The sequence below is a fragment of the Nocardioides eburneus genome, assembly GCF_040838215.1.
GTDB lineage: Bacteria > Actinomycetota > Actinomycetes > Propionibacteriales > Nocardioidaceae > Nocardioides > Nocardioides eburneus.
This window is the reverse complement of record NZ_JBFPJR010000028.1, coordinates 32428-53951: the sequence shown is the minus strand read 5'-3', so window position 1 is coordinate 53951 and position 21524 is coordinate 32428. Positions and strand designations below refer to the sequence as shown.

Here is a 21524-nt window from a genome sequence, read left to right as displayed (position 1 = left end):
GCCATCATGAACTCCGTGCCGGCCAACCAGCGCGGTGCCGCCTCCGGGATGCGTGGCACGTTCTTCAACTCCGGCTCGTCGCTCTCGATCGGGGTCTTCTTCTCCCTGATGATCGCCGGCCTGGCGGCCAAGCTGCCGACGACGATGACGAACGGCCTGCAGGCCCACGGTGTCTCGGCCGAGGCGGCCTCGGCGGCCGGCCAGATGCCACCGGTGGCCTCGCTCTTCGCGTCCTTCCTCGGCTTCAACCCGATCCAGACGATCCTGGACAACCTGCAGAAGCTCGGGATCAGGCTCGGCAGCCCCGACCTCGACACGCTCACCGGCAAGCGGTTCTTCCCCAGCCTGATGTCCGACCCGTTCCACCAGGGTCTGGTGGTCGTCTTCGGCGCTGCCGCCGGGATGTGTCTGCTCGCTGCCATTGCGTCGCTGCTCGCCGGTGGGAAGTACGTCCACCAGGAGGAGCCGGTCATCGGCGAGGCCGCAGCGAACCTCGCGATCCCCGAGGAGGAGTGACCCAGGCGCCGCCTCAGCGCCACGAGAGGTCAGTACGTCGGCGACGTACTGACCTCTCGGTGTCTGGGAGTGACGCGGCGCCTGGGGAGTCCTCGGGCGCCGCGCGTCAGTCGCGGGCGGTGAGGATGAGCGGGCCGTCGGCGGTGATGGCGACGGTGTGCTCCATGTGGGCGCCGCGGGAGCCGTCGGCGCTCCGCAGCGTCCAGCCGTCCTGGTCGGTGTAGATCTCGTCGGTGGTGTGGAGGAACCACGGCTCGATCGCGATCACCAGGCCGGGCTGGAGCTTGAATCCGCGTCCCGGGCGCCCGTCGTTGGGGACGTGCGGGTCGCCGTGCATCGTCCGCCCCACGCCGTGGCCGCCGAACTGCGTGTTGATCTTCAGCCCGGCCTCCCGCGCCACGGAGGCGATCGCGTGGGAGATGTCGCCGATCTTGTTGCCGGCCAGGGCGGCGCCGATGCCGGCCTCGAGGGCCCTCGTGGTCACCTCGATGAGCCGGAGGTCCTCCTCGCGCGGCGTGCCGACGACGACGGAGAGCGCGCTGTCGGAGACCCAGCCGTCGACGCTCGCGGCGAAGTCGACGCTGAGCAGGTCGCCGTCCTGCAGCGCGTAGTCGAAGGGCAGACCGTGCAGGACCGCGTCGTTGACGCTGGTGCACAGGACCTTGCCGAAGGGCATCGCGCCGAACGAGGGGTGGTAGTCGATGTAGCACGACTCCGCGCCGCGGTCCTTGATCATCTGGTGCGCGAGCTCGTCGAGCTCGAGGAGGTTGACGCCGACGGCGGCCTTCTCCTTCAGCGCCAGCAGCACGTCGGCGACGAACCGGCCGGCGGGCTTCATCTGCTCGATCTGGGTCGGGGTACGGAGCTCGATCACAGGGGAAAGGCTAGCCCCGGGCCGCGGGGCGGGCCGCATCAGCAGACCGTCCGCCTCAGTGCGGCGCGGTGAGGACGCGGAGCGGTCGGCCTGCCTGCCAGGCGGCGATGTCCTCGACCGCCTGGCCGAAGAAGCGGCGGTAGTTGTCCTGCGAGACATAGCCCAGGTGGGGCGTCGCGAGGACGTTCGGGAGCCGGCGCAGCACGTCGTCGCGCGGCAGCGGCTCGACGTCGTACACGTCCAGGCCGGCGCCGGCGATCCGCTCCTCGCGCAACGCGTCCACGAGCGCGTCCGTCTCGACGAGCCCCGCCCGGGAGGTGTTGACGAGGAAGGCCGTGTGCTTCATCAGCGCGAGGTCGTCGGCACCGATGACGCCGCGGGTCGACGGGGACAGGACCAGGTGGAGGCTCACGACGTCGCTGGTCGCCATCAACTCGTCCTTCGCCACAGCGCGTACGCCGGCCGCGGCGGCCCGTTCCGTCGTCAGGTGCGGGCTCCAGGCGACGACGTCCATGCCGAAGGCCTGACCGACCGCCGCGACACGGGTCCCGATCTTGCCGAGGCCGACGAGACCGAGCCGCGCGCCCTGGAGCTCGACCCCCACCGTCTGCTGCCAGCGCTCGCCGCGGCGGAGCCCGGTGGCCTCGACCAGGAGGTGGCGGGTGAGCCCGTGGATCAGCGCCCAGGTCAGCTCGACGGGGGGAGCAGAGCTGCTCTCCGTGCCGCAGACGGTGACCCCCTGCGACGCGGCGGCGCCGAGGTCGATGGAGGCGTTGCGGAGGCCCGTGGTCACCAGCAGCCGCAGGTCCGGCAGCCGCTCCAGCAGCGAGGCGGGGAACGGCGTACGTTCGCGCATCGCCACCACGATCTCGGCGCCGGCCAGTGCCGCGTCCAGGGCCGCGCCCTCGAGGTGGTCCCTCAGCGGGACGGGCTCGACGTCGTCGAGCACCGACCAGTCGGCGTACGACGTCGCGACGTCCTGGTAGTCATCGAGGATCACGCAGCGCACGCCCCCAACCTAGCCATGTCGCCCCATGTCGTGCGGCCGATGGGTGCTCTGCCGACGGCAGATCCGCCTGCGGCGGAAACACTGGGATCGCGGCCCGGTGGCGGCCAGCCTCGAGGACATGACCACTCAGACACCCGAGCGCCTCGCCGGGCCGCTCGACGACCAGCTCACCGCTCGCCTCCTGCATCAGCGCATCATCGTGCTCGGACAGGAGGTCGACGACCCGATCGCCAACCGGATCTGTGCCCAGCTCCTGCTGCTCTCGGCCGAGGACGCGCAGCGCGACATCAGCCTCTACATCAACTCGCCGGGCGGCTCGGTGACCGCCGGCCTGGCGATCTACGACTGCATGCGCCTCATCCCCAACGACGTCTCCACGCTGGCGATGGGGCTGGCGGCGAGCATGGGCCAGTTCCTGCTCACCGCGGGCACGCCGGGGAAGCGCTATGCGCTCCCGCACGCGGAGGTCCTCCTCCACCAAGGCTCGGCCGGCATCGGCGGCAGTGCGATCGACATCGAGATCCAGGCCGAGCGCCTGGAGCGCTCCACGAGGTTGATGATGCGGCTCACCGCCGAGCACAGCGGCCAGCCGGTCGAGAAGGTGGAGCACGACGCCCGGCGGGACAAGTGGTTCACCGCGGACGAGGCGCGGGTCTACGGGCTGGTCGACGCGGTGCTCAGCGACGTGAGGTCGGTGGCGCCGGCGCACCGGGGCGTGTCGTTCGGGATGGGGTCGGGGCGGTGAGCAGCTACACCATCCCGTCAGTCATCGAGAAGACGCTGCACGGGGAGCGCGCGGTCGACATCTACAGCCGGCTGCTGAGCGACCGGATCGTCTATCTCGGCACCGAGATCGACGACGGGGTCGCGAACGTCGTCATCGCCCAGCTGCTCCATCTCGAGTCGGAGAGCCCGGACGCGGAGATCAACCTCTACCTCAACAGTCCGGGCGGCTCGGTGACCGCGATGTTCGGGATCTACGACACGATGCAGTTCGTCCGCGCTCCCGTTGCCACGACGTGCGTCGGCCAGGCCGGGAGCAGCGCGGCGGTCCTGCTGGCGGCGGGATCCGCCGGGCGGCGTACGGTGCTGCCGCACGCTCGGGTGGTGCTGCACCAGCCCTCCGGTGGGGCGCAGGGCACGCTCCCGGATCTGGCGGTGCAGGCCAAGGAGATCGTCCGGCTCCGCGCCGAGATGGAGTCCGTGCTCTCCCGGCACACCGGCCGCACCGTCGAGCAGCTCCGGCGCGACACCGACCGGGACCTCGTCCTCGGCGCCGACGACGCGGTGTCGTACGGCGTCGCCGACGCGGTCCTGGAGAGCAGGAAGCTCCTCGGCGCGGCGGTCTGACCGATGGTCAGGCGGCGAGGCAGACGGGACCGGTGATCCGCGTCATCAGACGGCGGGTCACCCGCCCGGTCAGGTCGACGAGCCGCAGGCCGAGCGCGCCGGCGACCGCCCCGAGGACCTCCGAGCTCGGCTCCTTGCGGCCGCGCTCGACCTCGGAGAGGTACTGCACCGAGACGCCCGCCTCGCCGGCGACGTCGGCGAGCGTCCGCTCCTGGCTGCTGCGCTCCTGACGGAGCACTCGGCCCACCTCCTCGCGCCACAGCGGCGCGGCCTCGGTGGGAGCCGCCGGTCGCTGGACGGGTCGATCGACAGAGCGTTCGGCCGGCTGCCCGATCGGCTCGCGACGCTGCGGGAGCGGGATCACGTCACCCATACCGGCACGCTAGGCCGGCTGCGTTGCCAGCGGGAGCGGCGTTCGCCACCGGCGAACAGCCGATCAGGCGACGCCGAGGACCCAGAAGTTCTCGCCTCGCTCCGCCTCGAGGCGGGCGAGCAGCTCGCGGTGGATCTCGGCCACGCGCGCCGGGGTGATGAGCTCGTCCTCGTCGACCTCCTCGATCGTGAGGCTGGTCTTGTCCTCGTAGAGGTGCTCGCCCTTGAGCAGGGCGCGCTCGTCGTAGGGCCAGACGAAGGCCTGCCGGCTGGAGACGTGGTAGTAGCGATCCGGGTCGGGGACGTCGTACCCCACCACGCGGAGGTCAGCCCCCTTGGCGACCTGGTGGAAGGTGAGTTCGTCGGCGACACCCCAGTCCCCGACGGCGATGAGGTCGTCGGAGTTCCACAGCACGGACTCGCCGACCGAGCGGTAGAACGCGACCACGGCGTCCTTGCCCTCGACGACGGCCGGCTGGGCGCCCCACGCCACGCGGTAGACCGGATTCTCGACCATCATGTCGGGGGCGACGATCCGCTCGAACTGTCCCGACCCCTCCAGGTGCACGTGGCGCCAGTAGTTGAGGAGGATCGCGCGGTGCAGCGGGTCGGTGGTCCGCTCCAGGAGCGCCTCGGTCGGCTTCATGCAGTCGTAGACGGCCTGCTCGAATCGGTTCATGACCTCGACCCTCGCGACGGAGTGTCGCGGTCGCCAAGCCCACTTCCCGCCGTTCGGAAACCGGTTCGCACGGCGCGGCGGGAGCGCTAGGTTCGAAGCATGACGGCGAAGGAGAAGGGCACAGGCACGTTCCTCGGGATGCCGTACGACTGGCGACGCCCGACGGTGGCGCGGGTGAAGTCACGCTGGTGGAACCCGGACGAGCGACGGGTGCTCACGCCGAAGGCGTTCGGCTGGGGCTACGACCTCAATCTCTACCGCCTGTTCCGCCTCAGGAAGGACTCAGGCAGGAAGTAGTCCCGGCCCTGGTCAGCGCGCCCGGGCCGCGGCGACGGCGGCGGCCGCGCTGCCGTGGTGGACCGGGCCGTGGCCGGGCAGGATGACGGTCGCGTCGACCTCGGCGAGGATGTCCAGCGCCTGCTCGGCCACCGCGACGTCGTGGTGGAAGAACGATGCGATGCGCTGCGGGCCGACGTCCCCGCTCAGCGGATGGCCGGTCACGAGGGCGTCACCGGTGACCAGTGCCTTCGCCCCCGGGAGCAGGTAGGCGGTGTGACCGCTGGTGTGGCCGGGCGTCGCGACGGGAACGGGCCGGCCGGGCACCTCGAGCGGCTCGGGGAAGGCCTCGGCGCGGGGGACGGACACGTCGTCGAGGGCTCCCGCCGTGAGGAGATGGCGGATCCAGGGCCAGCTCCGCGGCCGCCAGGCGATCCGCGCGACGTCCGTGGGCCCGGCCTGCTCCAGGAACTCCCGGCGCGCGTGCGCGGCCTCCCGGGCCGAGGTATAGACGGGGACGTCGTACGTCGCCAGCAGCCCGGGCAGGCCACCGATGTGGTCCACGTGCGCGTGGGTGACCAGCACGGCGCGCAGGCGCCCGCCGACCTCCGCCAGGGAGGTCCGCACGTCGGCGAGGTCGCCCGGATAGCCGGCGTCGATCAGCGTGAGGTCGTCGCCGTCCTTGAGGATCGTCCAGTTCACGGCGCGGCCGGTGGCCGCGTAGACCTGGGGAGCGACCTCGGTGAGGCGCATCACCAGCCGCGTTCGCGCCACTCGGCGAGGTGGGGCCGCTGCTCGCCCAGCGTCGAGTCGTCGCCGTGGCCGGGGTAGAACCAGGTGTCGTCGGGGAGGCGCTGGAAGATCCGCGCCTCGACGTCGTTGATGAGCTCCTCGAAGCGGCCGGCGTCCTGCTGCGTGTTCCCGACGCCGCCGGGGAAGAGCGAGTCACCGGTCCACAGGTGTGGGCGGCCGCCGGCGGAGTCGGAGTCGTCGTACAACAGGGCGATCGAGCCGGGCGTGTGGCCGCGCAGCGCGATCACGGAGAGCGTGCACTCCCCGACGGTGACCAGATCGCCCTGGACGACGGCCCGCGCGACGGGGACGCCGGTGGCCTCGCTGATCGCCGCGGCGTCGGGCTCGCCGGCCACGCTCGTGGCGCCGGTGGCGGCGACGACGTCGGCGAGGGCGCGGTGGTGGTCCCAGTGCTGGTGGGTGGTGACGACGGTCGCCAGCGAGGGGCCGATGAGCGGGAGGAGGACGTCGGCCTCGGCGGCGGCGTCGATGAGGAGCTGCTCGCCCGTCGCCTTGCAGCGCAGCAGATAGCAGTTGTTCGACATCTGCTCGTCGACGGCCACCTTGGTGATCGTCAGGTGCTCGAGCTCGCGCACGTCGGCCGGTCCGCCCGGCTTCACTGCTCCGGTGTACGTCATCCTCACCACTTCCCGATCGTCGGCATCGGCCCGCCGCTCACCTCGAGACGGTCCTCGCCGCCGCGACCGGTGAGCCACCAGCCCAGGTCTGCGACGGTACCGGAGACGACCGGCCCCGTGCCGCCGGCCGTCGTCCACTCCTCGCCCGTGTCGGTGGCGCGTACGACGAACGGGGCCGTCTCGCGGGCCGCCACCGTCGCCACCAGGTGCTCCGCGAAGGTGCGGTCCCAGTCCGTGTGGGCGTACGACGCCGCGAGGTCCGCGTGGTGGATCTCGGTCTCCCGCAGACGCATGCCGACGGCGTCGGCCGGGCGGAAGGTCCGCTCCGACCCCGGTAGCCGATGGATGACCGTCTCCATGGCGTCGGGCGGGACGAGCGAGAGCGCTCCGGAGAAGCCGCGGACCGCCGTACGCAACCGGGAGCGGAGCAGAGCGGGGGACGTTGCCGCGAGCTCGGCGATGCCGGCGTCGCGGGCCTCCTGGGAGGGATACATCGCCACCTCCTGCCCGACGGCCACGCCGGCGAGCGCCGCGGCGAGGGCCTCGCCGTTGAGCGCCAGGTGGGCGACGACGTGGGCCCGGCGCCAGGCGGGCAGGGCGGAGGGCTCGGCGAACGCCTCGTCGGGGAGGGCGTGCACCGTCCGCAGCAGCCGGTCGGTGGCACCATCGAGGAGGGAGAGCAGAGCGCGCTGGTCGGTCATGGCTCCCATCATGGCGCCCGCGGTGCGGTGGCTCTGTCCGGTCGCGCGGGAGAGGGCGGCCGAGGCCGGAACTGTCGGTGGTCCGTGAGATCGTGCACAGCATGCGTGATCCGGCGTGTCGGGCGCGTAGGATGGCGAACACATGTTCGACGGTCTCGAGTGGCTCGGGGCGGGAAGGGACGGCTTCGTGGCGGAGCAGCAGCTGATCATCCGAGGTGCGCGGGAGCACAACCTCAAGGACGTCTCCCTCGACCTGCCTCGCGACGCCCTGATCGTCTTCACCGGCCTGTCCGGGAGCGGGAAGTCCAGCCTGGCGTTCGACACCATCTTCGCGGAGGGCCAGCGGCGCTATGTCGAGTCGCTCTCGGCCTACGCGCGCCAGTTCCTCGGCCAGATGGACAAGCCGGACGTCGACTTCATCGAGGGCCTCTCCCCGGCGGTCTCGATCGACCAGAAGTCCACCTCGCGCAACCCGCGCTCGACGGTCGGCACCATCACCGAGGTCTACGACTACCTCCGCCTGCTCTACGCGCGCGCCGGCCGGCCGCACTGCCCCGTCTGCGGTGCGCCGATCGAGCGTCAGACACCGCAGCAGATCGTCGACCGGATCCTCTCCTTCGAGGAGGGTCGACGCTTCCAGGTCCTCGCCCCGGTGATCCGCGGCCGCAAGGGGGAGTACGTCGACCTCTTCAGCCAACTGCAGGCGCAGGGCTACTCCCGGGTCCGGGTCGACGGCGAGACCCACTCGCTGGAGAGCCCGCCCAAGCTGGAGAAGCAGAAGAAGCACACGATCGAGGTCGTCGTCGACCGGCTCCAGGTCAAGGAGTCCTCGAAGCGGCGGCTGACCGACTCGGTGGAGACCGCGCTGGAGCTCGCCGGCGGGCTCGTGGTGGTCGACTTCGTCACGGGCCCCGATGGTGGGGCGGGCGAGCAGCTGAAGTTCAGCGAGAAGATGGCGTGTCCCAACGACCACGTGCTTGACACCGACGAGCTCGAGCCGCGCTCCTTCTCGTTCAACAGCCCCTTCGGCGCATGCCCGGCCTGCACGGGTCTCGGCACGCGGATGGAGGTCGATCCCGAGCTGGTCGTGCCCGACCAGCGCCGGACCCTCGCGGACGGTGCGATCCAGCCGTGGAGCCAGGCTCACGTCGCCGACTACTTCCTGCGGCTGCTGGGTGGGCTCGGCGACGAGTTGGGCTTCGACTTGGAGACGCCCTGGGAGGAGATCCCGAGCAAGGCCCGCGCCGCGATCCTCGACGGCCACGGCACGAAGGTCCACGTCGTGACGCGCAACCGCTACGGCCGGGTGCGGGCCTACGACGCCGAGTTCGAGGGCGTGCGGCGCTACGTCGAGCGGCGTCATCGCGAGGCCGAGAGCGACACGAGCCGCGAGCGGTTCGAGGGCTTCATGCGAGAGGTGCCGTGCCCCACCTGCGCAGGCAGTCGCCTCAAGCCGGTCTCGATGGCCGTGACGCTCGGAGACAAGGCGTCCGGCGGGAAGAACATCGCCGAGGTCTGCGCGCTGCCGATCAACGAGGCGTCCGCGTGGCTCGACTCGGTGGAGCTGAGTGCGCGGGAGCGCCAGATCGGCGAACGGGTCCTCAAGGAGATCCAGGAGCGCATGCGCTTCCTCCTCGACGTCGGTCTCGACTACCTCTCGCTCGACCGCCCGTCGGGCTCGCTGTCGGGCGGCGAGGCCCAGCGCATTCGGCTGGCCACCCAGATCGGCGCCGGCCTGGTCGGAGTCCTCTACGTCCTCGACGAGCCGTCGATCGGCCTCCACCAGCGGGACAACCACCGCCTGATCGAGACGCTGAGCCGGCTCAGGAGCCTCGGCAACACCCTGATCGTCGTCGAGCACGACGAGGACACGATCCGGGTCGCGGACTGGGTCGTCGACATCGGTCCCGGCGCCGGTGAGCACGGTGGCCAGGTCGTCCACAGCGGGACGGTCGAGGCGCTCTACGCCAACGACCACTCGATGACCGGGCAATACCTCGCCGGCAAGCGCGAGATCCCTGTGCCGGCCGTCCGTCGTCCGCGCACCGTCGGGCGCGAGCTGGTGGTACACGGAGCCCGCGCGCACAACCTCAAGAACGTCGACGTCACCTTCCCGCTGGGACTCTTCCTCGCGGTGACCGGCGTCTCCGGCTCCGGGAAGTCGACGCTCGTCAACGACATCCTCTACACCTCGCTCGCCAAGGAGCTGTACGGCGCCCGCGCGGTGCCCGGCCGCCACACCTCGATCAGCGGGCTGGAGCATGTCGACAAGGTCATCCATGTCGACCAATCGCCGATCGGACGCACCCCGCGGTCCAACCCGGCGACCTACACCGGCGTCTTCGACCACGTCCGCAAGCTGTTCGCCTCGACCCCGGAGGCGAAGATGCGTGGCTACCAGCAGGGCAGGTTCTCGTTCAACGTCAAGGGCGGACGCTGCGAGGCATGCGCCGGCGACGGCACCATCAAGATCGAGATGAACTTCCTGCCGGATGTCTACGTCCCGTGCGAGGTCTGCCACGGTGCTCGCTACAACCGTGAGACGCTCGAGGTCCACTACAAGGGCAAGACGATCGCCGAGGTCCTCGACATGCCGATCGAGGAGGCGGTCGACTTCTTCGCCGCGGTGCCGGCGATCTCGCGTCACCTCACGACGCTGGTCGAGGTCGGCCTGGGCTACGTCCGGCTCGGCCAGCCCGCGACCACTCTCTCCGGCGGCGAGGCCCAGCGTGTCAAGCTGGCCTCGGAGCTGCAGAAGCGCTCCACGGGCCGCACGCTCTATGTCCTCGACGAGCCGACGACCGGCCTCCACTTCGAGGACATCCGCAAGCTTCTCGGGGTGCTCTCCAGCCTGGTCGACAAGGGCAACACGGTCCTGGTGATCGAGCACAACCTCGACGTCATCAAGACGGCCGACTGGCTGATCGACATGGGCCCCGAGGGCGGCAACCGCGGTGGGACCGTCGTCGTCGAAGGTACGCCGGAGACGGTCGCGGCCCACGCGGCGAGCCACACCGGCCGCTTCCTCGCGCCACTCCTCGAGGGCAAGGAAGCCGAGCAGCCCGGCGAGCCCCGGCGTGCGTCGGCGGCGGCCGCTCCCGGCCGGAGGACGACGACCGCTGCGGCGTCGAAGCGCACGGCCGCGAAGACGGCCACCGCCAAGAAGGCCACCGCCAAGAAGGCCACCGCGAAGAAGGCCACCGCGAAGAAGGCGACGGCCAAGGCAACAGCGGCCAAGGCGAGCGCCGCCAAGACGTCGGCGACCTAGCCGGGAGACGGGCTGAACCCTTCAGAGCCGGCTGTCGTGTCGGTGGAGGCGTGCATGGCAGTGAGTGCTCCGTGGTGGACGGGTCGGTCGTCCGTGGTCCGACCGCGGAGGCGCTGCCCGCCGTGCGCGTCGTCGTCAGGGCGGCCCAGGCCGACCGGGCCTGAGGGGGATTCTCAGCAAGCTCATGGGCCCACCGAGGCTCGCGCACGGGATCGCCACGTAGTCTCGCGTTCCACCACGAACCGCGTGGCTCGACCCTTGAAGGAGCGCCAGGTGGGCCAGACCCCCACAGGTTTCACTCGCCGTCATGTCCTCGGTGGTGCGGCCACCGTAGGAGTGGGGGTGCCTCTGCTCGCCGCGTGCGGCGGGAGCGACACCCCGGCCGGGCCGACCGGCTCCGGCCCGCTGGTGAAGACCGCCGACGTCCCGGTCGGCGGCGGCGTCGTGGTCGCGGACCGCAACATGGTCGCGACGCAGCCCTCCGAAGGGACCTACCAGGTGTTCGTCGCGACCTGCACCCACCAGGGCTGTCAGCTGCAGAAGGTCCTCAACGGCACGATCGACTGCCCCTGTCACGGCAGTCGTTTCGCGATCGCCGACGGGTCGGTCGTGCAGGGCCCCGCCACGGAGCCCCTCACCGACGTCGCCTTCCACGTGTCGAAGGGAGAGATCGTCCCCGAGGTCGCGGCCGGCTGAGTTCGTCCCTGGGGCGTCCGGCCGTCAGGCCGTCGGGACGGCTGCGGACGAGGCCGAGCGGGCCGCGCCGGCGAGTGCCTGCTGCCGCCACCGCTCGTCGCGCGGCGATCGGCGCCGGTCGATCCGCCGGTCGAGGAGGAGCCGGGCGTCGTCCCAGCGGCCGGCGCGCAGGAGCGCCGCGATGCGAGCCTCCTCCACGATCTCGCGCTGCGCGTCCGAGCCGCCCAGGCGGCGTACGCCTCTCGCCAGCGCAGCCAGACCGTCGGCGGCCTCGCCGTACCGGCCGCGCGCCATCTGGGCCAGCGCGGTCGCCAGCGGTGCGACGACCTCCCGCTGCGTCGGGTGGTCGTGACGGCGCGCCCAGGCCGCGAGCCCGTCGAGCGCGGTGGCGTCGCCGAGGGCGAGCAGCGCGACGGCCGTGTGCAGGGCCAGGAACGGGGTTGCGGGCCGCTCGAGCGTGGCACGTCCGGTGACCCGTGCGACCTCCGCGATGTCGGGGACATCGCAGGCGCCCGGCGTCAGCGTCCAGCGGAAGAGAAGCGAGCCGCTGTCGACGAGGGCCCGGCAGCCGAGGGCATGGCCGGGCTGCAGCTGGGTCTCGTAGCGGCGGCGCACGGCGTCGAGGTCTCCCAGGGACAGCTCGTGCAGCGCGGCGTGCCAGGAGAAGTGGCTCAGGCTGTCGATCGTGGCGCCGTCGCCGAGGACCCACCGGTCCATCCAGGCGAGGCCGGCCTCGTGGTCGCCGGTCTCGTAGTGCGCATGCGCCCGCGCGTGCGCGGAGTGCCCGGCGCCGGGCTCGACGGCCAGCGACCGGCAGGACAGCTCCATCGCCTCGTCGAAGCGGCGCTGTTCCTGCCGGACGAAGGCCAGCAGGCCCTGGAACCACCAGTCGTCGCCGTACGCCGGCGCGGCACGCTCGACGATCGCCCACGCCTCCTCGGGCACCTCGGTCGCGCCGGCGAACGCGATCGTCGGCACCGCCGTGGAGAGGAGCAGCGCGTCACGCGGGTAGGCCGCGAGGTGGTCGATCAACGGCGCCGAGTCGCCGCGGACGTGCGCGGCGACGGCGTGGATGTGGCTGCGCTCGCGGTCGGTCGCCCGGGCCGCGTGGAGCAGGGCGCTCCGCAGCCGTGCGTCGACGTCGACCGGCGCGCACATCTCGTGCCCGAGCAGCGCCAGCGCGGCGTGTCCGAGCCCGAAGGTGGGGTCGTGGGCGATCGACTCGGCGAGGTGGTCGAGTGCACCCGCACGCAAGCGGAGCACGTCGAGGAGCCCGCGCTCGTACGCCCGAGCGGCGGCGTCGCTGGTGCTGAGCGGGTACCCGTAGACGTCACACAAAGTCATGAAACTAGAGTAGAGCACTCGACAATATAGTGGCGCTCCTGGCGGGGGCCTCCCTGGCGCGTCGCGAGCGGGTCGATCGGTGCCGGAACTGTCCCCGCCGGGCCGTAGGGTTGGAGACGTGCCGGACCCTCAGAGCTATCGCCCGAAGGCGGGGGAGATCCCCACCCAGCCGGGGGTCTACCGCTTCCGTGACCCCAAGGGCCGGGTGATCTACGTCGGGAAGGCCAACAGCCTGCGCGCCCGGCTGGCCAACTACTTCCAGCCGATTGTCAACCTCCATCCGCGGACCGCCACGATGGTGACGACGGCGGCCAGCGTGGAGTGGACGGTGGTCAACTCCGAGGTCGAGGCGCTCGCGCTGGAATACTCCTGGATCAAGGAGTTCGACCCGCGGTTCAACGTGAAGTATCGCGACGACAAGTCCTATCCCTGGCTTGCCGTCACGGTGGGCGAGGAGTTCCCGCGGGTGATGGTCGGCCGGGGCGCCAAGCGGAAGGGCACGCGATACTTCGGTCCCTACGCGCACGCCTGGGCGATCCGGGAGACCGTCGACGTGCTGCTCCGGGTGTTCCCGATGCGGAGCTGCAGCGCCGGGGTGTTCAAGCGATCGGCTCAGATCGGGCGGCCCTGCCTGCTCGGCTACATCGACAAGTGCGCCGCGCCGTGCGTCGGGAACGTCAGCGCGGAGGAGCATCGCGCGATCGTCGACGACTTCTGCGACTTCATGGCCGGGCACACCGCCGGCTTCATGCGGCGCATCGAGAAGGAGATGTACGCCGCCAGCGACGCCCTCGACTTCGAGAAGGCCGCGCGGCTGCGTGACGACCTCGCGGCCATGGAGCGTGCCCTCGAGAAGCAGGCGGTCGTGTTCGGCGACGGGGCCGACGCCGACGTCGTCGGGCTCGCCGAGGACCCGCTCGAGGTGGGCGTCCAGATCTTCTACGTGCGCGGTGGGCGCATCCGCGGCCAGCGCGGCTGGGTCGCCGACCGGGTCGAGGAGGGGGAGACCCCGGAGCTCGTCGAGCAGTTGCTGCTCCAGCTCTACGCCGGCGAGGAGGCCGACGGCATCCCGCGCGAGATCCTCGTGCCGGCGCTGCCCCCGGACACCGAGACGCTCGAGCAGCTGCTGTCCGACGTCCGCGGGGCGAAGGTCCGCATCCGGGTGCCGCAACGCGGCGACAAGCGGACCCTGCAAGAGACCGTGGCCAAGAACGCCGCGCAGGCGCTCGCCCTCCACAAGACCAAGCGCGCGAGCGACCTGACCACGCGCAACCGGGCGCTGGAGGAGATCCAGGAGGCGCTCGAGCTCGACGAGGTGCCTCTGCGGATCGAGTGCTACGACGTCTCCCACCTGCAGGGGACCGAGATCGTCGCGAGCATGGTCGTCTTCGAGGACGGACTGGCCCGCAAGAGCGAATACCGCCGCTTCGTCATCAAGGGGCAGGACGGCTCCGACGACGTCCGCGCGATGCACGAGGTCATCACCCGCCGGTTCAAACGGCTGCTGGACGAGCAGGCGACGAGCATCGTCTCGACCGAGGCGGACCCGTCGACGGGGACGGCCGCGTCGGGGCCGATGCTGGTCGACCCCGAGACCGGCCGCCCGCGGAAGTTCGCCTACGCCCCGGGGCTCGTCGTCGTCGACGGCGGCGCCCCTCAGGTGGCGGCCGCGAAGCGGGCGCTCGACGAGCTCGGCATCGACGACGTCCCCGTCGTCGGCTTGGCCAAGCGGCTCGAGGAGGTCTGGGTGCCCGAGGAGGAGGACCCGGTGATCCTGCCGCGCAGCTCCGAGGGGCTCTACCTCCTCCAGCGGATCCGCGACGAGGCCCACCGGTTCGCGATCACCCACCACCGCTCGCGGCGGAGCAGGACGATGGTCGAGAGCCTCCTCGACGACGTGCCGGGGCTCGGCGAGGTCCGGCGCCGGACCCTCCTCACACACTTCGGGTCGCTGAAGAAGCTGCGCGCGGCCACCGCGGAGGAGATCGCGATGGTCCCGGGCATCGGCCCGACGACGGCCGCGGCGATCAAGAAGGCTGTCGCGGAGACGTCGAAGGATGGCAGGGTCTCGGTCAACACCGCGACCGGGGAGATCGAGGAGTCCTAGCAGACCATGAGCACCGAGCACCGCCACACCGGCGAGCTGGTCGTCGTCACCGGCATGACCGGTGCCGGCCGGAGCACCGCGGCCAAGGAGCTGGAGGACCTCGGCTTCTACGTGGTCGACAACCTCCCCGCGAGCCTGCTGCCCGACGTCGTACGCCTCGTCGACGAGTCGCGCGGATCGCAGCAGCCCGTCGCGGTGGTCGTCGACGTGCGGTCGGGGTCGTTCTTCGACCAATTGCAGGAGACGCTCGCCCAGGGGCGCACCGGACGGCAGGCGACCCTCGTCTTCCTCGACGCGAGCGACGACGTGCTCGTACGCCGCCAGGAGGCCGTACGACGACCGCACCCGCTCCAGGGCAGCGGCCGCCTCCTGGACGGCCTCGAGCGCGAGCGCAAGGTCATGGCGGACCTGCGGGCGAGCGCCGACCTGGTCATCGACACGAGTGCGCTCAACGTCCACCAGCTCACGGACCGCATCGCCGACGCCTTCGGGACGCCCGATACGACCAGGTTGAAGGTGTCGGTGGTGAGCTTCGGGTTCAAGTACGGCATCCCGGTGGACGCCGACTTCGTCGCCGATATGCGCTTCCTGCCGAACCCCCACTGGATCCCCGAGCTGCGCCCCGGCAATGGACGTGACACGCCCGAGGTGTCGGCCTACGTCTACTCCCGGCCCGGCGCCCAGGAGTTCCTCGACGGCTACGTTCCCGTCCTGCAGGGGGTGGCGGCGGGCTACCTGCGCGAAGGCAAGCGGTTCATGCGGGTGGCCATCGGCTGCACGGGCGGCAAGCACCGCAGTGTCGCCATGGCCGAGGAGATCGCCCGCCGCCTCCGCGCCGGCGGGCTCGACGCGCGGCCGATCCACCGCGACCTGGGGCGCGAATGAGCGAGCGCGAGCCTGCGTACGTCGGGAACCCACAAGAAGGTAGGGCCGCGTGAGCGACGACAGCGCCCAGGCGGTGGTCGCCTTCGGCGGCGGGCACGGCCTGCACGCGTCGCTCAGCGCGCTCCGTCTGCTCGTCGACGACCTCACCGTCGACCGGCTCACCGCGATCGTCACGGTCGCCGACAACGGTGGCTCGTCGGGCCGGCTGCGCCGTGAGTTCGGTGTGTTGCCGCCCGGTGACCTGAGGATGGCGCTGGCGGCGCTGTGCGGCAGCGACCGTTGGGGAGACACGTGGGCGAAGGTCATGCAGCACCGTTTCGCCGGCGACGGGGAGATGCGCGGTCACAACCTCGGCAACTTCCTCATCGTCGGGCTCTGGGAGCTCCTCGGCGACCATGTCGAGGCGCTCGACTGGGTGTGCCGTCTCCTCGGTGCCAAGGGTCGGGTGCTGCCGATGGCGCTCGTGCCGATGGACATCACCGCCGAGGTCCGCGGTCTCGACCCGGCCGAGCCGGACCGGCTCACCACCGTCCGCGGTCAGGTGGAGGTCGCGACCACCGACGGCGTGATCGACTCGATCAGCCTCGTTCCCGAGAACCCGCCGGCGGCGCCCGACGCGCTGACCGCGATCACGGAGGCGGAGTGGATCTTCATCGGGCCCGGCTCCTGGTTCACCTCGGTGATCCCGCATCTGCTCGTGCCGGCGCTGCGCCGGGCGCTCGTGACGACCGACGCGAGGATCGTCGTGGTCCTCAACCTCGCCGAGCAAGCGGGGGAGACGCCCGGCTTCGGCCCCTCCGACCACCTGGCCGTCCTCGCGGCGCATGCTCCCGACCTCAAGGTCCACGCGGTCCTGGCCGACCGGTCCATGGAGGGGCTCGACGAGCTCGCCGACACGGTCGAGGCCTACGGCGCCCGTCTGGTGGTCGACGACGTCGCGGTCGGCGACGGTACGCCGCGCCACGACCCGGAGCGGCTGGCGGCGGCGTACGCGCGGATCATGGGCGAGGGGTAGGTCGCGCCCCGTCGGCGTCATATCCGTCACAGCCCGGAGACGGTCTCGGCGCCGGTCGTTGACGCGCGTGAAAGACTCCGTCACATGGCGATGACGGGACAGGTGAAGGCGGAGCTCGCCTCCACGCAGATCACGAAGACCTGCTGCCGCAAGGCCGAAGTTGCCTCGACGCTGAGGTTCGCCGGCGGCATCCACATCGTCGGTGGTCGGATCGTGGTCGAGGCGGAGCTCGACACCGGCGCCGCGGCCCGTCGGCTCCGCAAGGACATCGCCGAGATCTACGGCCACAACGCCGAGGTCGCGATCGTGCAGGGCAACGGCATCCGCAAGGGGAGCCGCTACATCGTGCGCGTCGTGAAGGACGGTGAAGCGCTCGCTCGCCAGACCGGCCTGCTGGACCAGCGCGGTCGTCCCGTGCGCGGGCTGCCGCCCGCGGTCGTCTCGGGCGGCGCCTGTGACGCGGTGGCCGCGTGGCGCGGCGCGTTCCTGGCCCACGGCTCGCTGACCGAGCCGGGCCGCTCGTCCTCCCTCGAGGTCACCTGCCCCGGCTCCGAGGCGGCGCTCGCGCTCGTCGGTGTCGCCCGGCGCCTCGGCATCCAGGCGAAGGCGCGTGAGGTCCGTGGCGTCGACCGGGTCGTGATCAGGGACGGCGACGCCATCGGCCAGCTCCTCACCAGACTGGGCGCCCACGAGTCGCTCATGGCGTGGGAGGAGCGGCGCATGCGACGCGAGGTGCGGGCGACCGCCAACCGGCTCGCCAACTTCGACGACGCGAACCTCCGGCGCTCGGCCCGCGCCGCGGTGGCGGCGGGCGCCCGTGTGGAGCGGGCCCTGGAGATCCTCGGCGAGGAGATCCCTGATCACCTGCGCCAGGCCGGGAGCCTCCGTCTCGAGCACAAGCAGGCGTCGCTCGAGGAGCTCGGCCAGCTGCACGACCCGGTGCTCACCAAGGACGCCATCGCCGGTCGGATCCGTCGTCTCCTGGCGATGGCGGACAAGCGGGCCGAGGAGCTCGGCATCCCCGACACCGAGGCCTCCCTCACACCCGACATGCTCGCCGAGGACGCCTGAGGCATCGCGGCGTGCGCGATCGGGCGGGACCGGCCGTCCATCTCTTGGAACGATCCAACCTGGCTCTCCCTCCGTGGCCGGGGTCTGGGTAGTGTCGGTGTCGGCGGGTGATCCCCGGCACATTCCCCGACACTGCACCTAGACGAGATCAGGAGTCGCACGTGACTGTTCGAGTAGGAATCAACGGGTTCGGCCGGATCGGCCGCAACTTCTTCCGGGCCGTCCACGCGTCCGACCTGGACATCGAGGTCGTGGGCGTCAACGACCTGTCCGACAACGCGACGCTGGCCCATCTGGTGAAGTTCGACACGATCCTCGGCGCGCTCGACGAGGAGGTGTCGGCGACCACCGACTCGATCGTGGTCGGCGGCAAGGAGATCAAGGCCTTCGAGGAGCGCGACCCGGCGAACCTGGGGTGGGGCGACCTGGGCGTCGACGTCGTCATCGAGTCGACCGGCTTCTTCACCGACGCGACGAAGGCGCGCGCGCACGTCGACTCCGGGGGCGCGAAGAAGGTCATCATCTCGGCGCCCGCGAAGAACGAGGACGCCACCATCGTCATGGGCGTCAACGAGGGCACCTACGATCCCGAGGCCCACACCGTCATCTCCAACGCCTCGTGCACGACCAACTGCCTGGCGCCGCTGGCGAAGGCGCTCAACGACGGGATCGGCATCGAGCGGGGCTTCATGACCACGGTGCACGCCTACACCGCCGACCAGAACCTCCAGGACAACATCCACCGCGACCTGCGCCGGGCCCGCGCGGCCGCGCTCAACGTCATCCCGACCTCCACGGGCGCCGCGAAGGCCCTCGGCCTGGTGATCCCGGAGCTCAAGGGCAAGCTCGACGGCTACGCGCTGCGCGTCCCCGTGCCGACCGGGTCGATCGTCGACCTCTCCTTCGAGGCGGCGCGCGAGACCAGCGTCGAGGAGATCAACGCGATCATGGAGAAGGCCGCCGACGGGAAGTACATCGTCTACTCGACCGACCCGATCGTCTCCTCCGACATCGTGACCAACCCGGCCTCCAGCATCTTCGACGCGCCGCTGACGAAGGTCATCGGCAACCAGGTGAAGGTGGCGTCGTGGTACGACAACGAATGGGGCTACTCCAACCGCCTCGGTGACCTCGTCGCCTACGTAGGGGCTAGCCTCTGACCCCGTGACCCAGATCGCGAAGACTCTCGACCAGTTGATCGGCGAGGGCGTGGCGGGCCGGCGCGTGCTGGTCCGCTCCGACCTCAACGTCCCCCTCGACGGCAGCACCATCACCGACGACGGCCGGATCCGGGCCAGCGTCCCGACCATCAAGGCCCTCGCCGACGCCGGCGCCAGGGTCGTCGTGGTGGCCCACCTCGGCCGACCGAAGGGCGAGCCGGAGGCGAGGTACTCCCTGGCGCCCGTCGCGGCACGTCTCGGCGAGCTGCTCGGCCGAGACGTGGCGTTCGCGACCGACACGGTCGGCGAGTCCGCGCGCCAGACCGTCGCCGGCCTCGTCGACGGTGGCGTCGCCCTGCTGGAGAACGTCCGCTTCAACGCGGGGGAGACCAGCAAGGACGACGTCGAGCGCAAGGCGTTCGCCGCCCAGCTCGCCGGGCTCGCCGACGCCTTCGTGAGCGACGGGTTCGGCGTCGTACACCGCAAGCAGGCCAGCGTGTACGACGTCGCCGAGCTGCTCCCGCACGCGATGGGCACCCTTGTGGCGGCCGAACTCGACGTGATGACGCGCCTGACCGAGAACCCCGAGCGGCCGTATGCCGTCGTGCTCGGCGGGTCGAAGGTGTCCGACAAGCTCGGCGTCATCGACAACCTCCTCGGCAAGGCCGACACGCTGCTGATCGGCGGCGGCATGGTCTTCACGTTCCTGGCCGCGCAGGGCCACCAGGTCGGGAAGAGCCTCCTCGAGGAGGACCAGATCGCGACCTGCCAGGGCTACCTCACGCGCGCCGCGGAGGCGGGCGTCGAGATCGTCCTGCCGACCGACATCGTGGTCGACACCGCCTTCCCCTCCGGCGAGCGCGAACCCGCGCCGCGGGTGGTGGCCGCCGACGCGATCCCGGCGGACGCGCTCGGGCTCGACATCGGCCCGGCGTCGGGGGAGACGTTCGCGGCGGCGCTCCAGGGCGCCCGGACCGTCTTCTGGAACGGTCCGATGGGCGTCTTCGAGGTTCCGGCGTTCGCGGACGGCACCCGTGCGGTCGCGCAGGCGCTCACCGAGGTGACCGCTGCGGGCGGCCTGTCGGTCGTCGGCGGCGGGGACTCCGCCGCCGCCGTACGCACCCTCGGCTTCGCCGACGACGCCTTCGGTCACATCTCGACCGGCGGCGGGGCGAGCCTGGAATACCTCGAGGGCAAGGTGCTGCCCGGAATCACCGTGCTCGAGTCCGACAAGGTGGCCGGCTGATGGCCGCGAAGCAGACCGGCGCGAAGACCGGCAAGCGCGTCGGTCGTACGCCGCTCATGGCCGGCAACTGGAAGATGAACCTCAACCACCAGGAAGCGGTGGTGCTCGTCCAGAAGCTGGCGTGGACGCTGTCGGACAAGCGCCACGACTACGGCAAGGTCGAGGTGGCGGTCTTCCCGCCCTACACCGACATCCGCTCCGTCCAGACGCTCGTCGACGGAGACCGGCTCGACATCAGGTTCGGTGCTCAGAACGTCTCGACGCACGAGGAGGGCGCCTACACCGGCGAGGTCTCCGCGGGCATGCTCGCCAAGCTCGGCTGCAGCTATGTGATCGTCGGTCACTCCGAGCGGCGCGAGCACTACGGCGAGACCGACGAGTGGGTGGCGCTCAAGGCCAGGATCGCCCTCAAGCACGGCATGGTGCCGATCGTCTGCGTCGGCGAGGGCCTCGCCGAGCGGCGCGAGGGCAACCACGTCGCCTTCTGCACGAACCAGGTCGACCGGTCCCTGGACGGGCTCACCGCGGAGCAGGTCGCCGGCCTCGTCATCGCCTACGAGCCGATCTGGGCGATCGGCACCGGCGAGACCGCCACCCCGCAGGACGCGGAGGAGGTGTGCGCCGGCATCCGGGCCCAGCTCGAGGTGTCGTACGGCGGCGAGGTGGCCGACTCCGTCCGCATCCTCTACGGCGGGTCAGTCAAGTCCAACAACGTGGCCGCGCTCATGCAGGAGCCTGATATCGACGGTGCCCTCGTGGGCGGTGCGAGCCTGCAGGTCGAGGAGTTCGCGGCGATCTGCCGCTACTACGACCTGCCTGTGCTCTGATCGCCTCGCGCTGACGTAGGATGCTCGATCGTGGAACTTCTCTTCACCATCATCTTGATGATCGCCAGCATTCTGATGATCCTGCTGGTCCTCCTGCACAAGGGTCGCGGCGGCGGCCTGTCCGACATGTTCGGTGGTGGTGTGTCGAGCTCGCTGGGTGGTTCGTCGGTCGCGGAACGCAACCTCGACCGACTCACGATCGGCATCGGGGTGATCTGGTTCGCGTGCGTCATCGCCCTCGGACTCCTGCTGGCCTACTGAGCCGGCATTCCGCCGCATCGATCGGCCCGTCCGTGGGCCACATACCTGATTCGAGAGGACACATCCGTACATGGCTGGTGGAGGGAACGCGATCCGAGGTAGCCGGGTCGGCGCGGGACCGATGGGCGAGGCGGAGCGCGGCGAGGCCGCCCCGCGGAAGGCCATCACGTACTTCTGCGCCCACGAGCACCGCTCGGTGATCACGTTCGCCGTCGAGGCGACGCCGCCGGACTCCTGGGACTGCCCGAAGTGCGGTCTGCCCGCGGGGCTCGACGCGGAGAACGCCCCGCCGGCGCCGAAGATCGAGCCTTATAAGACGCACCTCGCCTACGTGAAGGAGCGCCGCTCCGAGGCGGAGGCCGAGGACATCCTCGAGGAGGCCATCAGCCTTCTCCGCTCGCGGCGCAAGTCGGGCGAGATCATCTTCTGAGCGTCAC

The 21524-nt window shown here is 71.1% G+C and carries 22 protein-coding genes and 1 pseudogene; 15 read left to right on the top strand and 8 right to left on the bottom strand.

What is annotated here, in order from left to right; genetic code table 11:
* Positions 1–516 (top strand): annotated as a pseudogene (locus AB3X52_RS14885) (MFS transporter); the annotation flags it as partial.
* Positions 517–622: 106 nt separating this feature from the next.
* On the opposite strand, the gene map reads toward AB3X52_RS14885, so the two are convergent.
* Positions 623–1390: a type I methionyl aminopeptidase gene (gene map / locus AB3X52_RS14880; protein ID WP_367994876.1), complete on the bottom strand. Its 768-nt coding sequence runs from the start codon at positions 1388–1390 to the stop codon at positions 623–625.
* Positions 1391–1445: 55 nt separating this feature from the next.
* Entirely contained in the window at positions 1446–2399 is a 954-nt protein-coding gene (locus AB3X52_RS14875) for a D-2-hydroxyacid dehydrogenase family protein (RefSeq protein WP_367994875.1), read from the bottom strand.
* A 118-nt stretch (positions 2400–2517) separates the two neighbouring features.
* On the opposite strand from AB3X52_RS14875, the gene AB3X52_RS14870 reads away from it, so the two are divergent.
* Positions 2518–3144: an ATP-dependent Clp protease proteolytic subunit gene (locus AB3X52_RS14870; RefSeq protein ID WP_367994874.1), complete on the top strand. Its 627-nt coding sequence runs from the start codon at positions 2518–2520 to the stop codon at positions 3142–3144.
* Positions 3141–3749: a ClpP family protease gene (locus AB3X52_RS14865; RefSeq protein WP_367994873.1), complete on the top strand. Its 609-nt coding sequence runs from the start codon at positions 3141–3143 to the stop codon at positions 3747–3749. Before AB3X52_RS14870 ends, AB3X52_RS14865 begins: the two co-directional genes overlap by 4 nt.
* A 7-nt stretch (positions 3750–3756) precedes the next feature.
* Here AB3X52_RS14865 and AB3X52_RS14860 read toward each other — a convergent pair whose 3' ends face one another.
* Together AB3X52_RS14860 and AB3X52_RS14855 are read right to left on the bottom strand one after the other, a co-directional pair.
* Complete coding sequence (locus tag AB3X52_RS14860; RefSeq protein ID WP_367994872.1) at positions 3757–4122, bottom strand: helix-turn-helix domain-containing protein; 366 nt, start codon at positions 4120–4122, stop codon at positions 3757–3759.
* Between the two features lie 63 nt (positions 4123–4185).
* Entirely contained in the window at positions 4186–4800 is a 615-nt protein-coding gene (locus tag AB3X52_RS14855; protein WP_367994871.1) for a hypothetical protein, read from the bottom strand.
* Positions 4801–4899: 99 nt separating this feature from the next.
* On the opposite strand from AB3X52_RS14855, the gene AB3X52_RS14850 reads away from it, so the two are divergent.
* Positions 4900–5097, top strand: coding sequence for a DUF5808 domain-containing protein (locus AB3X52_RS14850; protein WP_367994870.1), 198 nt, complete (start codon positions 4900–4902; stop codon positions 5095–5097).
* A 12-nt stretch (positions 5098–5109) separates the two neighbouring features.
* Here AB3X52_RS14850 and AB3X52_RS14845 read toward each other — a convergent pair whose 3' ends face one another.
* The 3 genes from AB3X52_RS14845 to AB3X52_RS14835 are packed head-to-tail and all read right to left on the bottom strand — an operon-like array spanning position 5110 to position 7207.
* Entirely contained in the window at positions 5110–5829 is a 720-nt protein-coding gene (locus AB3X52_RS14845) for an MBL fold metallo-hydrolase (RefSeq protein ID WP_367994869.1), read from the bottom strand.
* On the bottom strand, positions 5829–6506 hold the full coding sequence (locus AB3X52_RS14840) for an MBL fold metallo-hydrolase (protein ID WP_367994868.1): 678 nt from the start codon (positions 6504–6506) through the stop codon (positions 5829–5831). Before AB3X52_RS14840 ends, AB3X52_RS14845 begins: the two co-directional genes overlap by 1 nt.
* A gap of 2 nt (positions 6507–6508) precedes the next feature.
* Entirely contained in the window at positions 6509–7207 is a 699-nt protein-coding gene (locus AB3X52_RS14835) for a maleylpyruvate isomerase family mycothiol-dependent enzyme (protein WP_367994867.1), read from the bottom strand.
* Positions 7208–7349: 142 nt separating this feature from the next.
* Here AB3X52_RS14835 and uvrA point away from each other — a divergent pair, with 142 nt between their 5' ends.
* Entirely contained in the window at positions 7350–10475 is a 3126-nt protein-coding gene (uvrA, locus tag AB3X52_RS14830; protein ID WP_367994866.1) for an excinuclease ABC subunit UvrA, read from the top strand.
* Between the two features lie 273 nt (positions 10476–10748).
* Positions 10749–11171, top strand: a complete 423-nt coding sequence (locus AB3X52_RS14825) for a Rieske (2Fe-2S) protein (RefSeq protein WP_437440560.1) — start codon at positions 10749–10751, stop codon at positions 11169–11171.
* A gap of 24 nt (positions 11172–11195) precedes the next feature.
* Here the strand turns inward: AB3X52_RS14825 and AB3X52_RS14820 are convergent, their stop codons facing one another.
* Positions 11196–12515, bottom strand: coding sequence for a tetratricopeptide repeat protein (locus AB3X52_RS14820; RefSeq protein WP_367994865.1), 1320 nt, complete (start codon positions 12513–12515; stop codon positions 11196–11198).
* Positions 12516–12633: 118 nt separating this feature from the next.
* Between AB3X52_RS14820 and uvrC the strand changes: the two genes are divergently transcribed.
* The 9 genes from uvrC (at position 12634) to AB3X52_RS14775 (ending at position 21517) form a co-directional block, all read left to right on the top strand.
* Positions 12634–14622: an excinuclease ABC subunit UvrC gene (gene uvrC / locus AB3X52_RS14815; RefSeq protein ID WP_367994864.1), complete on the top strand. Its 1989-nt coding sequence runs from the start codon at positions 12634–12636 to the stop codon at positions 14620–14622.
* Between the two features lie 6 nt (positions 14623–14628).
* A complete protein-coding gene (gene rapZ, locus AB3X52_RS14810) occupies positions 14629–15507 on the top strand; it encodes an RNase adapter RapZ (protein WP_367994863.1) in 879 nt (292 codons plus the stop codon).
* Between the two features lie 49 nt (positions 15508–15556).
* Complete coding sequence (locus tag AB3X52_RS14805; protein WP_367994862.1) at positions 15557–16522, top strand: gluconeogenesis factor YvcK family protein; 966 nt, start codon at positions 15557–15559, stop codon at positions 16520–16522.
* 84 nt (positions 16523–16606) lie between these two features.
* Complete coding sequence (gene whiA, locus AB3X52_RS14800) at positions 16607–17593, top strand: DNA-binding protein WhiA (RefSeq protein WP_367994861.1); 987 nt, start codon at positions 16607–16609, stop codon at positions 17591–17593.
* A gap of 161 nt (positions 17594–17754) precedes the next feature.
* Entirely contained in the window at positions 17755–18753 is a 999-nt protein-coding gene (gene gap / locus AB3X52_RS14795) for a type I glyceraldehyde-3-phosphate dehydrogenase (protein WP_367994860.1), read from the top strand.
* A 4-nt stretch (positions 18754–18757) separates the two neighbouring features.
* A complete protein-coding gene (locus AB3X52_RS14790) occupies positions 18758–19999 on the top strand; it encodes a phosphoglycerate kinase (protein ID WP_437440559.1) in 1242 nt (413 codons plus the stop codon).
* Positions 19999–20826, top strand: coding sequence for a triose-phosphate isomerase (tpiA, locus tag AB3X52_RS14785; protein WP_367994859.1), 828 nt, complete (start codon positions 19999–20001; stop codon positions 20824–20826). The genes AB3X52_RS14790 and tpiA overlap by 1 nt, the downstream gene beginning before the upstream one ends.
* 30 nt (positions 20827–20856) lie before the next feature.
* Complete coding sequence (gene secG, locus AB3X52_RS14780; RefSeq protein ID WP_367994858.1) at positions 20857–21087, top strand: preprotein translocase subunit SecG; 231 nt, start codon at positions 20857–20859, stop codon at positions 21085–21087.
* Positions 21088–21157: 70 nt separating this feature from the next.
* Positions 21158–21517 (top strand): RNA polymerase-binding protein RbpA, encoded by a 360-nt coding sequence (locus tag AB3X52_RS14775; RefSeq protein WP_367994857.1) that lies wholly within the window; start codon positions 21158–21160, stop codon positions 21515–21517.
* The last annotated feature ends 7 nt before the right edge of the window (positions 21518–21524 follow it).